This window comes from Pseudoalteromonas sp. QJM3NY_22, from assembly GCF_056173065.1.
The window spans coordinates 382,197-398,467 of the sequence record NZ_CM149655.1 but is presented as its reverse complement, the minus strand read 5'-3'; the positions used below and the strand labels follow the sequence as shown (position 1 = coordinate 398,467).

Here is a 16,271-nt window from a genome sequence, read left to right as displayed (position 1 = left end):
TAGCTTATTAAAAAGCGGCGCTAGCGTCGCTTTTTTTTATGGAGTTTTAAAGTAATGACTATAGAAATTGTACATGTAGCTGTTGGTGTTATTAAGAAAAATAACGCTATATTCATTTGTAAACGCGCAGATGAACAACATCAAGGCGGTTTATGGGAATTTCCTGGTGGCAAAGTAGAAGCTGGAGAAAGTGTGTTTGTTGCACTTAAACGCGAGCTTATTGAAGAAGTTGGATTAACTATTCACAGCTCTAGCCAACTGATGGTGATTGAACATGACTACGGCGATAAATGCGTTAAATTAGATGTACACGTAGTAAGTAACTTTAGCGGTGAGGCACATGGCGCTGAAGGGCAACCTAGCGAATGGGTAGCAATTAGTGAATTAGAAAATTATGATTTTCCTGAAGCGAATGCTGAAATTATCGAAAAAATAGTTGCCCGATACGCATAAAAAAAGGGCATAAGTGAGCACAATGAATATCTCAATACAAAATAAGCTAAGCGAACTGTTAGCACTGCCCCCTGAGTTAACTCAAGTTAGTGCGATTGGTAGCGGTCATATAAATAGTACATGGCTACTTAAAAGTATTGATAAACAATTTATTGTGCAAAAACTTAATACCGAGGTATTTAAAAACCCTGCTCAGTTAGTGAATAATGCAAAACTGATTGAGCAGCATTTAAATGCTAAACAACTGCAAAATAATTACCCTCTTGAAATAATCAAACATATAACTACACAAAACGACGAACACTTAATAAAAATTGATAATGCGTATTATCGCGTCCTTAACTATATTAGCGGTAGCTACAGCGAAGACGTTGTTAAAAATCCCCAGCAGAGCGAGCAAGCGGCTTACGCCTTTGGCGTATTTGCTCATGCATTACAAGATTTTGATGCGCAACAGTTACACACTGTAATCCCTGATTTTCATAACTTAGCGATGCGCTTTGAGCAATTAAATACCGCAATCACAAATAACTCTGTAAATAGAGTAAAGCACTGCGCTGACGTAATAGAGTATTGCTTAACGCAGCAGCATTTAATTACTGAGCTTAGTAGTATAGCTAAGCAAATACCGCTTAGAGTGTGTCATAACGATACAAAAATAAATAATATGCTGTTTTGTAATACAACTCACAATGCAAAAGCAGTGATTGATTTAGATACCTGCATGGCGGGATTTAGGCTTTATGATTTTGGCGACATGGTACGCACTTTCTGCTCCCCCGAAGCCGAGGATTCAACAAACTTACACAACGTCGTTATTCGAAAAGATATATTTTCAGCCATTGTTAAAGGCTATGTAACGCCATTAAAAAGTAGCATGAGTATACTAGAGCAAGAAAGCTTATTATTAGGCGCTAAAATTATGCCACTTATGTTAAGTGTGCGTTTTTTAACTGATTACTTAAATAACGATGTGTACTTTAAAGTATCTCATGCAGAGCATAATTTAGAGCGAGCACAAAACCAACTCGCGCTTTATAAAAACATACTGAGTAACGAAGAATGGATGCACGCGTGCTTAGTCGATGAACAAATTCAAGATACAAAAAACCAGTAAGCTAAAAACTTACTGGTTTTTTGTTATTTATAGTAATGCAATTACCAGATTTTTACGCGATCTTCTGGTTTGATATACATTTTATCACCTTCTTTTACGTCAAACGCTTCGTAAAACTCAGCCATGTTCGACAAGATACCGATTACACGGTAGTGGCTTGGTGAATGAGGGTCTGTTAATAAACGATTACGTAACTCTTCATCGCGGTAGTTACGACGCCAGATTTGTGACCAACCCATAAAGAAACGTTGATCGCCTGTGTAACCATCTATCACGGGTGCTTTTTTATCACCTAAAGATAGCATATACGCTTTATGCGCAACGGTTAACCCACCTAAGTCACCAATGTTTTCGCCAAGCGTTAGCTCACCATTAACACTTGCATCTTCAAATGGTTTATATTCGTTATACTGTGCAACTAAAGCCGCTGTACGCTCTTCAAATTGCTTAAGGTCAGTCTCACTCCACCAGTTACGTAAGTTGCCATCACCGTCGTATTTAGCACCTTGGTCGTCAAAACCATGACCAAGCTCATGCCCAATTACTGCACCAATTGCGCCGTAGTTTACAGCATCATCCGCTTCTAAATTAAAGAATGGCGGTTGTAAAATAGCGGCTGGAAATACAATTTCGTTGTTTACTGGATTGTAATACGCATTGACTGTTTGCGGAGTCATGTGCCACTCAGAGCGATCAACAGGTTTACCCAATTTAGCAATCATGTCAGCGTATGCCCATTCGCTATAACGAATGTAATTACCTACTAGCTCATCTGAGTTAATCTCTAGCTCTGAGTAATCTTTCCACGTGTCTGGGTAACCAATCTTAGGCGTAAATTTGTCTAATTTTTCTTTCGCTGCAAGCTTTGTTTCAGGGCTCATCCACTCAAGATTTTCAATAGCGACGCCATAACCTTTAATTACGTTATCAACTAACTCTTCCATGCGTGCTTTAGCTTCTGACGGGAAGTTATCTTTAACGTATACCTTACCTAAAATTTCACCAAGTACACTGTTAGATGCATCAACCGCTTGCTTCCAAAGAGGTGCTTGTTCTTCTACGCCACGAAGTGTTGTGCTGTAAAAGTCAAAGTTAAGGTTAACTAAATCTTCACTAAGTAGCTCTGCATAACCACTTACAAAATGAAATTTTAAGTAGTTTTTCCACGTTGCTAAATCAGTGTCTTTGTAAATAGTAGCAAGTGCTTCTAAGTAGCTTGGTTGACGTACAATAATATCACTTGCACTCACACCTGCATCTTTAAAGAATGCAGCTAAATCAAGCTCCCCCATCAACTTGCTTGCGTCTGCTACTGTCATCTTGTTATAAGATTTAGTTGCATCACGGCTTTGCACACGGCTCCACTGAGCATCAGCTAGTGTTTTTTCAAATGCAAGTACGCTCTTGGCAGCTTCTGCTGCATTTTTAACGCCTGATTTTGCTAAAACATCTGTGATATATTGCTCGTAAGAAGCACGAATTTTAGTGAATTTTTCGTCATCATTTAAGTAATAATCACGATCTGGTAAACCAAGACCCGACTGAGATAAATACAATGCATACTCGCTCGAGTTTTTAGCATCGTTATTTACAAACCAACCAAACGGTAAAGTACCGCCTTGTTTTTGAATTTTAGCCATTAAACCCACTAAGTCAGCTTTAGATTTAACGCTATCAATTGTATCTAATGACGGTTGTAATGGCGTAATACCTAGCTCATTACGCGCAGATTGATTCATGTAGCTTTTATAAAATGCGCCAATTTTATACTCATCACTGCCTTTTTTAGCGGCCTTATTCGCGGCTGCGTTTTCAAGGGCAATTTTCATCGCTTTTTGTGACTCATCATATAGCTGCGAAAAAGAACCGTAGTTAGACTTATCACCTGGTATTTCAGTTTTTGCTAACCACTGTCCATTTACATGATAATAAAAATCGTCTTGTGCGCGTACTGAACTATCCATATTCGCTAGTTCAATACCAAGCTCTAGTGGCTTTTCAGCGGGTGCTGTTACTACAGGAGTATCGGTTACTTTAGCTTCTTGTTGTTTTTCACCACAACCTACTAGACCAAGTGCAAGCGCTATGCTCGCAGCGGCCATTGTTACTTTATTCATAATGATTCCGTTTGTTAGTTAGAATTAAATCATACCAATCTGCTTATGTATGGGGTCTATTTAACGTTAAGAAAATTACGCTAGAACTAGGCAAAATTTTTTGTATCTAGTTGTTCTAAATAAAAAATTTTTAACGACGTTATAGTGCAATTTAATTCGTTAAATTGATCAAAGATTTATGCAGGTTGGTATCACATACCAACTCCATTAAATTCTTGAATATAGCAGGAGTAAAAATAGCACTGCCTGTACGCTTTTACTTAATGGAATGGGTATCAAGGGAGCTTTAAATAATAAAGCACACCACGCAGTATCATAAACCTCATTAGACCAACAATAAAATGGAATATGTAACAAAGTATTTTGAATGCGGTGAGCTGCCAAATTAGCCCCACCAATAACAAGATAGTGGGTAGTTAAGGCTTGCTTTTATTTTTTCCGTGAAGCGCTAAACGCTCTAGTTTTTCTTTTAATGAAGGGGGCGCAGACGATGCTATCGCGTTTAAGTAATCCGCTGTTTGCTCACTCATTTTACGTGAGTTTGTAACTGCAGGACTGCCCGACTTATTCGCTGTACTTAATCTTTGAGTTGCTTGAGGGTTTGCAGTTATTTTTATTTGTCCGAGCTCTGCCATTCCAGCTGCTCTAAAGTGTGAAAGCATATCCATTTTTAAATAATTAAGCCTAAGCGCGATAGGTGCAGATACCGCCTCTATCATTAGCGTGCCGTCTCGGTAATTACTGACTCGGCATTTATCACCCAATTTAGGACCTAAAAAATCTTTAAGTAGTGTTTGCTGTGTATCAAGTGCTTGGCTTTTGCCTGCATAAGCCGATAAACGATTATTTAACCCCGCCATAATATCGGTTAGCGGTTTTGGTGCATATCTATCTTTAGCCATTTTACACCTCGTAAAAGCTCACTTAGACCCAGAGATAATACTCTGGGTCTAAGTATACACTGCGTATTAATACTACGCGCCAGCTATTTGCATTTGCTCTATTAATACTGAGCCAGTTTGAATACCACCACGACGCTCTATGTCACCACCAATAGCAGATATGCCTTTAAACATATCTTTTAAATTACCAGCAATGGTAATTTCACTTACAGGATATTGGATTTCACCATTTTCAACCCAAAAACCAGCAGCACCACGAGAGTAGTCACCCGTTACGGTATTTACGCCCTGCCCCATTAGCTCTGTAACTAATAAGCCAGTGCCCATCGTTTTTAATAGTGCAGTTAAATCGTTATGAGTTTGCTCAACAAGCCAGTTATGTATACCGCCAGCATGTCCTGTTGGCGTCATGTTCATTTTACGCGCGGCATAACTTGCTAATAAATACGTTTGTAACTCGCCGCCTTGAATAATTTCTCTATCGAATGTTTTAACACCTTCGCTATCAAACGGTGACGATGCCAACCCTTTTAAAATATGTGGGCGCTCAGCAATATTCACACAATTACTAAATACCTGAGTGCCTAAGCTATCAAGTAAAAAACTTGATTTACGATAAAGTGCGCCACCACCAATTGCCGACACCAAGTGACCAAACAATGAATTTGCAATATCGGCTCTAAAAATAACAGGCACTTTCATTGTGCCTAACTTTTGGCTGTTTAATTTAGCCAAAGTTTCAGCTGCCGCTTCAAGACCCACTGCCGCCGCATCATTTAAACCAGCCTGATCGCGTGCAACCGTATAAGCAGAGTCGCGCTGCATATGCTCGCCATCTTGACCTATTACCATAGTACTAATACTGTGACGAGTACGTGGAAAGCCTGCAATTAAACCGTGGCTGTTACCATAAACACGTAATCCCTGATGCGATGAAAAACTCGCACCATCAGAGTTAACAATGCGCTCGTCTGCATTTAATGCAGCTTGCTCAGCAGCATGACAAAGCTCAATACCTTCCTCAGGGCTTACATCCCAAGGATGGTATAAATCTAAATCTTTAGGGTTAAATTCAAGTAACTCTTTATCAGCAACGCCGTTGAATGGATCATCCGATGTAAATTTGGCTATATCAATCGCTTTTTCGACTACCATGCGCAATGTTTTTGGATTTAAATCAGCCGTTGACGCCGAACCTTTATTGTTACCAACATATACACTAATGCCTAAGCCGCCATCTTGGTTAAACTCAATGGTTTCTACTTCACCCATTCGTGTGCTAACCGATAAACCAGACGTGCTAGACATAGCAGCTTCTGCAGCTGTAGCGCCTAATTTTTTAGCATGTTCGAGTACTTCTGCTACCGCATCTTTAACTTGCGATATTTGAGAATAAATTGGATCGTTTTGTTGGCTTTTCATAAATTAAGTCCTGAGCCTTAGAGGCATAATGCACACATTTCTTATATTTAAATGCTAACACACTCAATGCATCACATCAGCTAATATTCCTAAGTATCATATTCATGTATAATGGTAAAAGTTATTTTTATTTAAGAGCACCCCATGGCAAAGAAAAAAGGCAAGCCTGCTGAAATTGAAGAAGAAATTGAATATGTATCAAGAACGGAGCTTAAACGCGAAGCGCAAGAGTTTCATCAGTTAGGTACTGAAATTGCCAAAATGGGTAAAAAACAGCGCGAACGCCTGCCATTAAATGACGATTTAAAAGAAGCGATGGTTGTTGCTGATAAAATAAGTAACAAAAGCGACGCGTACCGCCGCCACTTAAACTACATCGCTAAAACACTGCGTACTGTAGAAAACATTGATGATATTAAAGCGATTATCGATGTGATGCTTAATAAAAATAACCAAGCTGAAGTATTGGTCAAAAAAATTGAGCAATTACGTTCAGATTTAATTGAGCAAGGTGATGACCTTATCAATGAGACTATTGAGCAGTTTCCATCTCTTGATCGTCAACAAATGCGCCAATTAGTTCGTAATGCAGCAAAAGAAGCGAAAGCTGAAAAGCCAGGTAAAGGTTATAAAGAATTATTTCAATACCTTAAAGATGCTCATACTATTACGTATTAATTAGGTCGTATTAAGTTATATTTTATTAAAAAAGGTGCTTCGGCACCTTTTTTGTTATAGATCAAACCGCCTTCCTGAGTACTTTTTTATAATCCCCCCTAAATAAATACTTAGGTGCGCGTGATGATTAAACTTCCACAATGGGATGAAACCCTAATAAACAAATATAATGTGTCTGGTCCGCGTTATACCTCTTATCCCACGGCTTTATCACTGCGTGACGGGTACCAGCAACAAGACCTACTAAGCGCTATAGAATCGTCAACAAGTCGCTCTCTTTCTTTATATATTCACATCCCGTTTTGTAGTCAGCTGTGCTACTACTGTGGCTGTAATAAAATAATTACCCGCCATCAATCTAAGGCAGATACGTATCTCGACTTTTTAGCAAAAGAAATTACTGCCCAAGCGCCTTTATTTAAGAACTACACGGTTGAGCAATTACATTTAGGTGGTGGTACTCCTACCTTTTTAACCGCAAAACAAATGACCCGTTTAATTAAGCTTTTAGAACAACACTTTAATTTTACACGCACAACAGAGCGCGGCATTGAAATAGACCCACGCTCACTTTCCGATAATATGCTTGTTGATTTAAGGATGCTTGGCTTTAACCGCGTCTCGTTTGGTATTCAAGACTTTAACGATGACGTACAACTTGCTGTTAATCGCCCGCAAAATGCAGATACGGTCAAGCAATTAATTACACAAGCTCGTGAGTTGGGGTTTCAATCTATTAATGCAGATATGATTTACGGGCTCCCTCTGCAAACACCAGAGAGCTTTAGGCAAACTATAGAGCAACTTATTGAGCTAAGCCCTGACAGAGTATCAGTGTTTAACTATGCGCATTTACCTGAGCGCTTTGCCGCACAGCGTAAGATTAAAGATGCAGATTTACCCAGTGCACATAATAAGCTCACCATGTTTAAAAATACGCTGGAGCAGATGACGCAAGCAGGCTATCAATTTATTGGTATGGACCATTTTGCAAAAACTGATAATGAACTAGCTGTTGCGCAAAATGAAGGCAAGTTACATCGTAACTTTCAAGGTTATACAACACATGGAAATTGTGATTTATTAGGCTTAGGCGTGTCATCAATTTCGCAAATTGGCACCGCCATTTTACAAAATCAAAAAGAATTAAAACATTATTACCACAGCATCGAAACACAAAGCGGCTGCGCACTTAATAAAGGAATGCACTTAACACATGATGATGTAATTCGTGCTGATGCAATTAAGCAGCTCATTTGCCAGTTTGAATTAAATATACAAGACTTTAGCGAAAAGCACGCGCTTATATTTAATGACTACTTTGAGGATGCATTAGTAGCGCTTGCGCCACTTATAAAAGATGAACTAGTCACTATAATTGATAATAAAATTAGCGTAACACCACGCGGAAACTTATTCATTCGTATTATTTGTATGTGCTTCGATGCTCACTTACAAAAACAAATAAATGCGACGCGTTTCTCACGGGTAATTTAACCATAAATTGTTGTGCATAAAAAAGCAGACCAAGGTCTGCTTTCTCTGAGCAGCTAGTTAAAAACTACTTTATCACTGCCTGAGGCCGCTTTAAATTCAATGATAATTTTAGCGCAATCGGCTTTAACTTCATCTTTAAGTGTTTCTTCTGCGTGCCAGCGAGCCTTATCTAACTTAAAAATCTCTTTTTTAGAGTATTTTTTACGTGCATCGTGCGTCGGCATTTCTTTAACTACCTGGTACATTTGATGAATGCCAGGATACAGCGCCGTTAAATCACGCTCGCTCTCAAAGCCATATTGAGACATAAGTACCCAAATACGTAAACAGCCTTCAGAAAACTCACACTGCTCTTCATTCATTGCACGCGCAATTAAATGAATACTATCGGCTAGCTTTGCATTTCGCTCTAAGCGAGACTTTTCAAGCTTTTGCTTTTTCTCAGTCTGCGCCTTCGCAATTAACTTTTTTTGCGCATTTAACTTATACAATAACTGACCTGCATAAAATGCCAAGCCAGCTATAATAGCAGCGCCTAAAAGTAAGGCTAAAATTACCGCGGTACTCATTAATTACCCTTATTAATTACTTGTCTTCTTCATCATCTAGCCATTCATTTGCTAGATCATTTGATAAATACTGATCAAAGTCAGAATTTGACTTGTCTTCATCACTAAAGTCATCTTCAAGCTCTGGTTCATCTTCGTCTTCAAGACCTAACAATTCACATAAAACTTGATGACGAGCAATGCGGCTATTAAAATATTTAGCATCTTTGCCTGTTAGTAATTCACCACCTTCATGGCGCTCAACTAATTTAAGTAAACGCACATCGTTCTCAAGCGCTTCAAGCTCTTGCTCTGGTGTAAACTCTGGCTGTACAACTTTTTTAAGCTCAATAGTTGGCTTCAGGTTACGTTTCATTTCTACTTTTGGTTCAACAGCAGTTGCAACCAATGGCACTGGTTTTTTACTACCAATACGCTTATCTCTAGAACCTGATTGTGAATTTTGGCTATCACCATTTAATGCATCCGGTGCATTACGCGAACCAGGCTTAGCGCCTTTGGTTTTTTTAACTCGTTGCTCTTTTAACGCACGCATCTCTTTAAGCTTATCTTGGCTTAAACGTACAGGTCCATTTGCTGGGCTTTTGCGTGACTTTTTCGTTCTACTCATATCTTGATCGTCTCACTTAAGAGGTTTTGAGCGAGGCGCAAATTAATGGGCATCGCAATGCTGGCATAGCCAGAAGAATTCAGTTTGCGCTTCAGAGGTTGGGCTTCTCTGTGTTATAGCGCCTAAACTAGCTTACTGCTAGTTATTAAACGGTGGGTATTGTAACAGGACAAATAAAAAGGCGGTAGAGAAAACATCTCTACCGCCTGCTAATCTGAGCGCCATTATCTGGACACTTCTCCCTTCGACTTTTTTTAGTCTTTATTATTTTTATTATTATCAGTCCGTATTGTTATTATTTTTACGTTCCTTGTAGCATTCCATTTTGTTTTTATTATTAAACTTCCATGAGTTTTTATTATTATCGGTCTTCCTGACTCTTTTTTATTATTTCCTTTAGTAGCACCAATCTTGTGCTATGTAGTCGTGCCGCGCTACTTTCCTTATAGCTATTTCCGTTTTTTTATTGTTTTTTTGCGACAGGGGTTAATCTACTCGTTAATAATTTTGTTACAACTAATTTATATCTTTTTTCTTACACTACATACATTAACAAATTTAACTTATTTTAAATTACAATGAGTTAATGAAAAAAAATATTTAAAATAAGACTTTTCTCACACCACTGCATGGTCAATGTCTTACAAAGCATAACGGTAATATCGCTAATTTCGGACACAAAAAAAGCAGCTTAAGCTGCTTTTTTATACATATTGTAGTCTATTCATTAATTAAAAATAAATAAATACGACTTTAGTGTAAACCACCTAAGTACTGAGAAAGTACTTCAATGTCTTTATCTGTTAATTTTTTTGCAATATCGCCCATCATGCCATTTAGGTCATTATGACGAGTACCATCACGGAATTTTTCAAGTTGAGACTTGATGTATCCTGGATGCTGAAAAGAAATTTTTGGAAACTTAGCAAGTGACGAACCGTTACCACGTGGACCATGACATGCTGCACATGATGGAATCCCACGCTCTGCATCGCCTGCTTTAAAAAGCATTTCGCCAACATCAACGACATCTTTAGGTGTAGCACCTTCGGTCATGTTCATTGAAGAAAAATAAGCTGCTAGATCTTTCATGTCTTGCTCGCTAAGTGGCATAGCCATAGCGCTCATTACTGGATCCATACGCCCTTCTTTGCCGCCTGACGTCATACCTAATTTTAAATCCTGAAGTTGCTTAAGGATATAATCTGGATGTTGACCTGCAATTTTAGGGTAAATATTAACCGGCGCATTACCGTCTGGGCCGTGACAAGCCGCACACGTTGCTGATTTTTCTTTACCTACGTTTACATCGCCATCAAATGCTGTTGCGTTGCTTGCTGACAACGCACCAAGCAATATTGTTAAAGATAGTGCTATTTTTTTCATGGTGAATTCTCTGTTTCCGACCCTGTATCATCTACAATCGTGATGCTGTAATACATATATTCTACACGATAATAAATTCTCTGGCACGTTTTCTACACATATTAAGCTTATAATTTACAGGGTTTTGACTTAGATTAAGCTTTAACATGTTTTAAATGTACCATAGGTACTGTTTTTAGGTGGTTAAATACGCTTTTTAATACATCCTTTATAGTATAAAATACGTGCCCTGAGTGAATTTGGTTTACTCAACGTTATTTTTTTAAGTTTTAGGAGAGCCTGTGCTCAAATCTCGTATCAAATATAATACTGCGTCTTTCGTAACAAGCGCTCCCGACATTACTAAATTACCTGCTGATACGGGAATTGAAGTTGCGTTTGCCGGTCGTTCCAATGCAGGTAAGTCGAGTGCATTAAATGCATTAACCGATCAAAAGCTAGCACGTACAAGTAAAACACCTGGGCGTACCCAGCTAATCAATACATTCGATTTAGCGGATGTTGACGATATGCGCCTTATCGATTTGCCAGGCTATGGCTTTGCTAAAGTACCAATCGAAATGAAAAAGAAATGGCAAAAGTCGTTAGGCGAATACCTACAAAAGCGTCAAAGCTTAAAAGGTATTGTTATTTTAATGGATATTCGTCATCCATTAAAAGACTTAGACCGTGATTTAATTAATTGGGCAATTGGTAGTGAAATTCCAGTATTAGCACTATTAACTAAAGCCGACAAACTAAAGCAAGGCCCTCGTAAATCACAAGTACTGCAAGTTCGCCGTGAATTAAGCACGCTTGATGGGGATATTACAGTTCATGCATTTTCATCATTAAAAGGCACGGGTTTACCAGAAGTAGCTAAAAAGCTAGATGAATGGTTTTTAGGACCTGTGATTGCTATACCACCTACTGATGAAGTAGTCACTGACGAAACTAACCCAGAAGCTTAAGATCTGGTGTTAGGATAAATAAAACTGCTCTTTGGCAGATTTAATAAAATAGCCGAGCTTATCAGACTCGGCTTTTTCAGCCCACTGATAAAATACACTGCGTGAAACTCGCGCACTACACCCATACGGTAGCTTTAAATAAGGCACCTTTGAACCTTTGTAGTCTTTTATATGCAAGGGCTGCTGAGCGCTCACCAGCCACTGCCTAGCTAGATTATCAATACAACACAACACCTGTCCTTGCGCTGTATTTTCAAAACGCCAATCAACAATAATAAACGGCGCATCATCAACCGTTATTGTTATTTTTTCGACAGGTGTTTTTAAATAAAATTGCTCACCTTCTTTACACAATACAGAAGCAAACAACTTCACCATGGCTGGGCGTGTTATTTCGCTGCCATCGTAAAACCATTTCCCCTCATGATTAATAACAATTGGCAGCTCCCCACAATGGTTAGGCTGCCAACTATCAAAAGGTTTGCTTGGCTCGCTTAATTGCTTGCTAAGTTCACTTAAAGAAATCATTGTTTTTTAAGTGTAATTGCAAACGTAACAGGTACTGCTGTTGCAATTGAAGGTAAACCCGCTAATTTTTGCAGTTGTTTAACGCCTTCAGTTACACCAAAATCACTACTATTAATAATAATAGGTGTTAATGATGATACGGTTAAATCGCCACTTTGCGTGCTATTAACGAGTACATCAATAGCCAATGATTTTTTATTACCATGAAAATCAAGTTCCGCTTCAATACCTTTCAATACATATTGACCAGATTTTTTAAGATTACTCAGCTCTTTAGTTAAATTTGCAGTTAAAACAGCATTGGGGAATTTAGCTGCTTCAAATAATATTGCTGTTAAACGCTCATTACGAATAGGAATTAGAGTTTCGGCTGATGTTAAATCAACATTAACGCTAAACTCACCTTTATCAGAAAGCATACCTTCAAGGTTAGTAAAATGGTGAGCTTCAGCAATCGAATCTTTTTTAATTGAAACAAAGCTTAGTTGGCTTTTATCATTCACTAGCTGCCAATCGGCCTGAGCAACATTAGAAATAACTAAACTTGATAAAGAAAAACCTGCAATAGCTAATGCTTTAAACATAACGCACTCCTTAGTAATAAAATGAAAATAATAATATTACTTTGATGGTATCACCTGCGATGTACCCAAACCACCTCGAAATGACGAATGAATAATACAATTGGTATAGCGCAATAAATAATTTTTTAGATAGGATTTTCAGGTGTAAAACAAAAAACGGCCCACCAAACAAGTTGGTAGGCCGGTATAGCAAACTGGGGAGAAGCTATCAATTTGTTGCACCCTTTCAGATGCATCATCAACAGGATGTCCTACAGGATAGGACAGGCGGGACTTTAACAAAAGCACGCATTAAAATACAATCATATTCCTGTAAAACAGCTCGAATTGACGAACATATAACGATTTAATACAAATAGTTGCTTAAATTAACCTTATTTTAACTAAAGCTTGCACATAGCTAATTGAATCGCTGTTATTCGCCCTTTTACTTAAACATAAAAAAAGCGCCAAAAGGCGCTTTAATTAAAATGCTCAAATTGCATTAATGGGCTTGTTCCCAGTTGTCACCTTCGTCGGCTTCAACAATAAGTGGCACATCAAGCGCTGCAGCTTGCGACATCAGTTCACAAATATGTTTTGTATATTCTGGTGCGCAGTCTGTTTTAATTTCAAATACTAATTCATCGTGTACTTGCATTAGTAGCTTAATCGTATTTGGCGCCTGTTCGTGTACCCAACGGTTAACACTCAGCATTGCTTTTTTAATAATATCGGCGGCAGTACCTTGCATTGGTGCGTTTATAGCAGCACGTTCGGCTCCTTTCCTGCGCGCGCCATTACGTGCGTTTATTTCTGGTAAATGTAGGCGGCGACCAAATATTGTTTCAACATAGCCATTTTCAGCTGCTTTTTCGCGTGTTGTTTCCATGTACTCTAATACACTTGGAAAACGCTCAAAGTATTTATCTATGTAATGCTGCGCTTCATGGCGTGGCACATCTAGTTGACGTGCTAAACCAAATGCCGACATACCATAAATTAAGCCAAAGTTTACTGCTTTCGCCTTGCGGCGCATATCGGTAGTTACATCATCAAGCTCTACACCAAATACTTCAGCGGCAGTTGCACTGTGTACATCTAAGCCGTTAGCAAATGCATTTAATAAACCTTTGTCTTGTGAAAGGTGCGCCATAATGCGCAGCTCAATTTGACTATAATCGGCAGCGACAATTTTATAACCATCTGCAGCTATAAACGCTTCACGAATTCGACGCCCTTCTTCTGAACGAATAGGAATATTTTGTAAATTAGGATCGGTTGAACTCAAGCGCCCCGTTGCAGTAATTGCCTGATGATAAGACGTATGTACACGCTGGGTTTTCTCATTCACCATTAATGGTAATTTATCGGTGTAAGTTGATTTAAGCTTTGATAAACCACGATGCTCTATAATTACTTTAGGTAGTGGATAATCATGAGCAAGCTCTTGCAATACTTCTTCTGCGGTAGAAGGTGCACCTTTAGGTGTTTTTTTGATGATAGGCAGGCCAAGCTTTTCAAACAACAATACTTGTAGTTGCTTAGGAGAGCTTAAATTAAATGGTTCGCCTGCTATTTCAAATGCTTCTTTTTCAAGTTCAATTAAACGCTCGCCTAATCGTTGGCTGTGCGCTGCAAGCATATTGCTATCTATTGCTACACCGGTTCGTTCAATATCAGAAATCACACTAACAAGTGGCATTTCTATATCTTCGAATACAGATTTTAGCTTTTCATCAGCCGCTATTTTTGGCCAAAGCACTTCATGTAGGCGCAAAGTAATATCGGCATCTTCTGCAGCATAAGGCGCAGCTTTTTCAAGTTCAATTTGGTTGAAGGTAAGTTGCTTTTTACCTTTGCCAGCAATATCTTCAAAGCTAATATTTTTATGGCCTAGATATTTAAGTGCTAGCGAGTCCATATCATGGCGTGTACCCACACTATTAAATACGTATGACTCAAGCATGGTGTCAAACTTAATACCATTTAGCGCAAAACCTGCATTCGCTAATACACTTTTGTCGTATTTAAGGTTTTGCCCTACTTTAGCTTTGTTTTCATCGGCCAAAATTGGACCTAGCTTTTGCATTACAAATTCAAGGCTTAGTTGATCAGGCGCACCTGGGTAGTCATGCGCTAGAGGTAAATACACAGCTTCACCCGCTTTTACGGCAAAACTCATACCCACTAATTGCGCTTTCATGTAATCAAGGCTGGTAGTTTCTGTATCAAATGCAAATAACTCGGCACTATTTAATTGCTCTATTAACGTATCAAATTGCGCTTGCGTTAAAATAGTTTCGTAATGAGCATCTTCTACTTTTGGTAATTCAGTGGCTTCGGTAGGTACAGCTAGATGTGTTTCTGCATCTTTAGGGTTATCTAGCAACTCAGCTAACCAACGACGGAATTCGCACTCACCATATAGTGCAATTAATTCGTCTTTATTTGGCTCTTGTAGTTTGAACGTATCAAGATCTGATTCGACTTCAACATCGCACTTAATTGTTGCAAGCTCGTAGCTTAAAGGCAGATGATCGAGAGCTGCAGCTAACTTTTCACCTATTTTACCCTTGATCTCACTTGCGTGATCCATTACACCTTGCAACGAGCCATATTTTTCTAACCACTTAACCGCCGTTTTAGGCCCACAACCTTCAACACCAGGGATGTTATCGACCTTATCGCCCATTAATGCTAAGTAATCAATAATAAGTTCAGGACCTACACCAAACTTTTCAACCACAGTAAGGGGATCTGAAATACTGTCGGTCATCGTGTTTATGAGCGTAACGTGTTCATTTACAAGTTGCGCCATATCTTTATCACCAGTGGAGACGAGTACATGTCGTTTTTGCTCTGATGCTATACGTGCAAATGTGCCAATAACATCATCGGCTTCAACACCTTCGATGCTAATTAGCGGAAAACCCATCGCTTTGATAATACTGTGTATTGGTGCTATTTGTGTGCGTAAGTCATCCGGCATAGGCGGACGATTTGCCTTATACTCGCTATACATGTCGTTACGGAATGTTTTGCCTTTTGCATCAAATATAACCACCATGTGTGAGGGATCATATTGTCTGATCAAGCTTTTAAGCATGTTGATCACGCCGTAAATAGCGCCCGTAGCCTCACCTTTAGAATTAGTTAAATGCGGCGGAGAATGATAAGCACGAAATAAATATGACGAGCCATCAACTAAAATAAGTGGGTTTTCGGGGATCTGAGCCATGGTGAATTTGGATCCTAAATGCAAAAAATTAAGGTGATTGTAAGCATGCCATAAGGTAGGAAATAAAACGACTGTGAATTATCAATCATTGTCTCATTTCAACTTGAGCAAGCTGTGGATAAGTATGTAGATAACAGCCACAAAAAATTCTTCCAAAGCATAATACAATGCCTAGAAAATACTTTAACTACATGTTTTTATTTAAAAAAGATAATACGAGGTTCTTTTTTTATTCTTT

At 38.7% G+C, this 16,271-nt stretch carries 14 protein-coding genes; 5 read left to right on the top strand and 9 right to left on the bottom strand.

Annotation, left to right across the window (positions count from 1 at the left end; translation table 11 throughout):
* The first annotated feature begins 54 nt into the window (after window positions 1-54).
* Both mutT and AC0VZ4_RS01895 read left to right on the top strand, forming a co-directional pair.
* A complete protein-coding gene (gene mutT / locus AC0VZ4_RS01900; RefSeq protein ID WP_007582062.1) occupies window positions 55-453 on the top strand; it encodes an 8-oxo-dGTP diphosphatase MutT in 399 nt (132 codons plus the stop codon).
* A gap of 22 nt (window positions 454-475) precedes the next feature.
* A complete protein-coding gene (locus tag AC0VZ4_RS01895; RefSeq protein ID WP_475440743.1) occupies window positions 476-1,570 on the top strand; it encodes a phosphotransferase enzyme family protein in 1,095 nt (364 codons plus the stop codon).
* 41 nt (window positions 1,571-1,611) lie between these two features.
* Here the strand turns inward: AC0VZ4_RS01895 and AC0VZ4_RS01890 are convergent, their stop codons facing one another.
* From AC0VZ4_RS01890 to pmbA, 3 genes are all read right to left on the bottom strand, one after another.
* Window positions 1,612-3,687: a M13 family metallopeptidase gene (locus tag AC0VZ4_RS01890; protein WP_475440742.1), complete on the bottom strand. Its 2,076-nt coding sequence runs from the start codon at window positions 3,685-3,687 to the stop codon at window positions 1,612-1,614.
* Window positions 3,688-4,103: 416 nt separating this feature from the next.
* Complete coding sequence (locus tag AC0VZ4_RS01885) at window positions 4,104-4,589, bottom strand: DUF721 domain-containing protein (protein ID WP_007377265.1); 486 nt, start codon at window positions 4,587-4,589, stop codon at window positions 4,104-4,106.
* 72 nt (window positions 4,590-4,661) lie between these two features.
* Window positions 4,662-6,011 (bottom strand): metalloprotease PmbA, encoded by a 1,350-nt coding sequence (gene pmbA, locus AC0VZ4_RS01880; protein ID WP_475440741.1) that lies wholly within the window; start codon window positions 6,009-6,011, stop codon window positions 4,662-4,664.
* 144 nt (window positions 6,012-6,155) lie between these two features.
* Here pmbA and yjgA point away from each other — a divergent pair, with 144 nt between their 5' ends.
* Together yjgA and hemN are read left to right on the top strand one after the other, a co-directional pair.
* Entirely contained in the window at window positions 6,156-6,689 is a 534-nt protein-coding gene (yjgA, locus tag AC0VZ4_RS01875; protein WP_002959930.1) for a ribosome biogenesis factor YjgA, read from the top strand.
* Window positions 6,690-6,812: 123 nt separating this feature from the next.
* Window positions 6,813-8,186 (top strand): oxygen-independent coproporphyrinogen III oxidase, encoded by a 1,374-nt coding sequence (hemN, locus tag AC0VZ4_RS01870; RefSeq protein ID WP_475440740.1) that lies wholly within the window; start codon window positions 6,813-6,815, stop codon window positions 8,184-8,186.
* Window positions 8,187-8,239: 53 nt separating this feature from the next.
* Here the strand turns inward: hemN and AC0VZ4_RS01865 are convergent, their stop codons facing one another.
* From AC0VZ4_RS01865 to AC0VZ4_RS01855, 3 genes are all read right to left on the bottom strand, one after another.
* Window positions 8,240-8,755: a DUF2489 domain-containing protein gene (locus AC0VZ4_RS01865; RefSeq protein WP_007377269.1), complete on the bottom strand. Its 516-nt coding sequence runs from the start codon at window positions 8,753-8,755 to the stop codon at window positions 8,240-8,242.
* Between the two features lie 16 nt (window positions 8,756-8,771).
* Window positions 8,772-9,365, bottom strand: coding sequence for a Der GTPase-activating protein YihI (gene yihI / locus AC0VZ4_RS01860; protein WP_007377270.1), 594 nt, complete (start codon window positions 9,363-9,365; stop codon window positions 8,772-8,774).
* Window positions 9,366-10,118: 753 nt separating this feature from the next.
* Complete coding sequence (locus AC0VZ4_RS01855) at window positions 10,119-10,751, bottom strand: c-type cytochrome (protein ID WP_475440739.1); 633 nt, start codon at window positions 10,749-10,751, stop codon at window positions 10,119-10,121.
* A 281-nt stretch (window positions 10,752-11,032) separates the two neighbouring features.
* On the opposite strand from AC0VZ4_RS01855, the gene yihA reads away from it, so the two are divergent.
* Window positions 11,033-11,701: a ribosome biogenesis GTP-binding protein YihA/YsxC gene (gene yihA, locus AC0VZ4_RS01850; protein WP_008137691.1), complete on the top strand. Its 669-nt coding sequence runs from the start codon at window positions 11,033-11,035 to the stop codon at window positions 11,699-11,701.
* A gap of 9 nt (window positions 11,702-11,710) precedes the next feature.
* Here the strand turns inward: yihA and AC0VZ4_RS01845 are convergent, their stop codons facing one another.
* From AC0VZ4_RS01845 to polA, 3 genes are all read right to left on the bottom strand, one after another.
* Window positions 11,711-12,229 (bottom strand): DUF1285 domain-containing protein, encoded by a 519-nt coding sequence (locus AC0VZ4_RS01845; protein WP_096792346.1) that lies wholly within the window; start codon window positions 12,227-12,229, stop codon window positions 11,711-11,713.
* Window positions 12,226-12,813: a YceI family protein gene (locus AC0VZ4_RS01840; RefSeq protein ID WP_008137693.1), complete on the bottom strand. Its 588-nt coding sequence runs from the start codon at window positions 12,811-12,813 to the stop codon at window positions 12,226-12,228. The genes AC0VZ4_RS01845 and AC0VZ4_RS01840 overlap by 4 nt, the downstream gene beginning before the upstream one ends.
* A 484-nt stretch (window positions 12,814-13,297) precedes the next feature.
* Entirely contained in the window at window positions 13,298-16,033 is a 2,736-nt protein-coding gene (gene polA / locus AC0VZ4_RS01835; protein ID WP_475440738.1) for a DNA polymerase I, read from the bottom strand.
* Window positions 16,034-16,271: the final 238 nt, after the last annotated feature.

Bases quoted from the DNA above. Each gene is read 5' to 3' on its own strand.
- mutT (WP_007582062.1), top strand. From the start codon at position 55: ATGACTATAGAAATTGTACATGTAGCTGTTGGTGTTATTAAGAAAAAT.
- AC0VZ4_RS01895 (WP_475440743.1), top strand. From the start codon at position 476: ATGAATATCTCAATACAAAATAAGCTAAGCGAACTGTTAGCACTGCCC.
- AC0VZ4_RS01890 (WP_475440742.1), bottom strand. From the start codon at position 3,687: ATGAATAAAGTAACAATGGCCGCTGCGAGCATAGCGCTTGCACTTGGT.
- AC0VZ4_RS01885 (WP_007377265.1), bottom strand. From the start codon at position 4,589: ATGGCTAAAGATAGATATGCACCAAAACCGCTAACCGATATTATGGCG.
- pmbA (WP_475440741.1), bottom strand. From the start codon at position 6,011: ATGAAAAGCCAACAAAACGATCCAATTTATTCTCAAATATCGCAAGTT.
- yjgA (WP_002959930.1), top strand. From the start codon at position 6,156: ATGGCAAAGAAAAAAGGCAAGCCTGCTGAAATTGAAGAAGAAATTGAA.
- hemN (WP_475440740.1), top strand. From the start codon at position 6,813: ATGATTAAACTTCCACAATGGGATGAAACCCTAATAAACAAATATAAT.
- AC0VZ4_RS01865 (WP_007377269.1), bottom strand. From the start codon at position 8,755: ATGAGTACCGCGGTAATTTTAGCCTTACTTTTAGGCGCTGCTATTATA.
- yihI (WP_007377270.1), bottom strand. From the start codon at position 9,365: ATGAGTAGAACGAAAAAGTCACGCAAAAGCCCAGCAAATGGACCTGTA.
- AC0VZ4_RS01855 (WP_475440739.1), bottom strand. From the start codon at position 10,751: ATGAAAAAAATAGCACTATCTTTAACAATATTGCTTGGTGCGTTGTCA.
- AC0VZ4_RS01845 (WP_096792346.1), bottom strand. From the start codon at position 12,229: ATGATTTCTTTAAGTGAACTTAGCAAGCAATTAAGCGAGCCAAGCAAA.
- AC0VZ4_RS01840 (WP_008137693.1), bottom strand. From the start codon at position 12,813: ATGTTTAAAGCATTAGCTATTGCAGGTTTTTCTTTATCAAGTTTAGTT.
- polA (WP_475440738.1), bottom strand. From the start codon at position 16,033: ATGGCTCAGATCCCCGAAAACCCACTTATTTTAGTTGATGGCTCGTCA.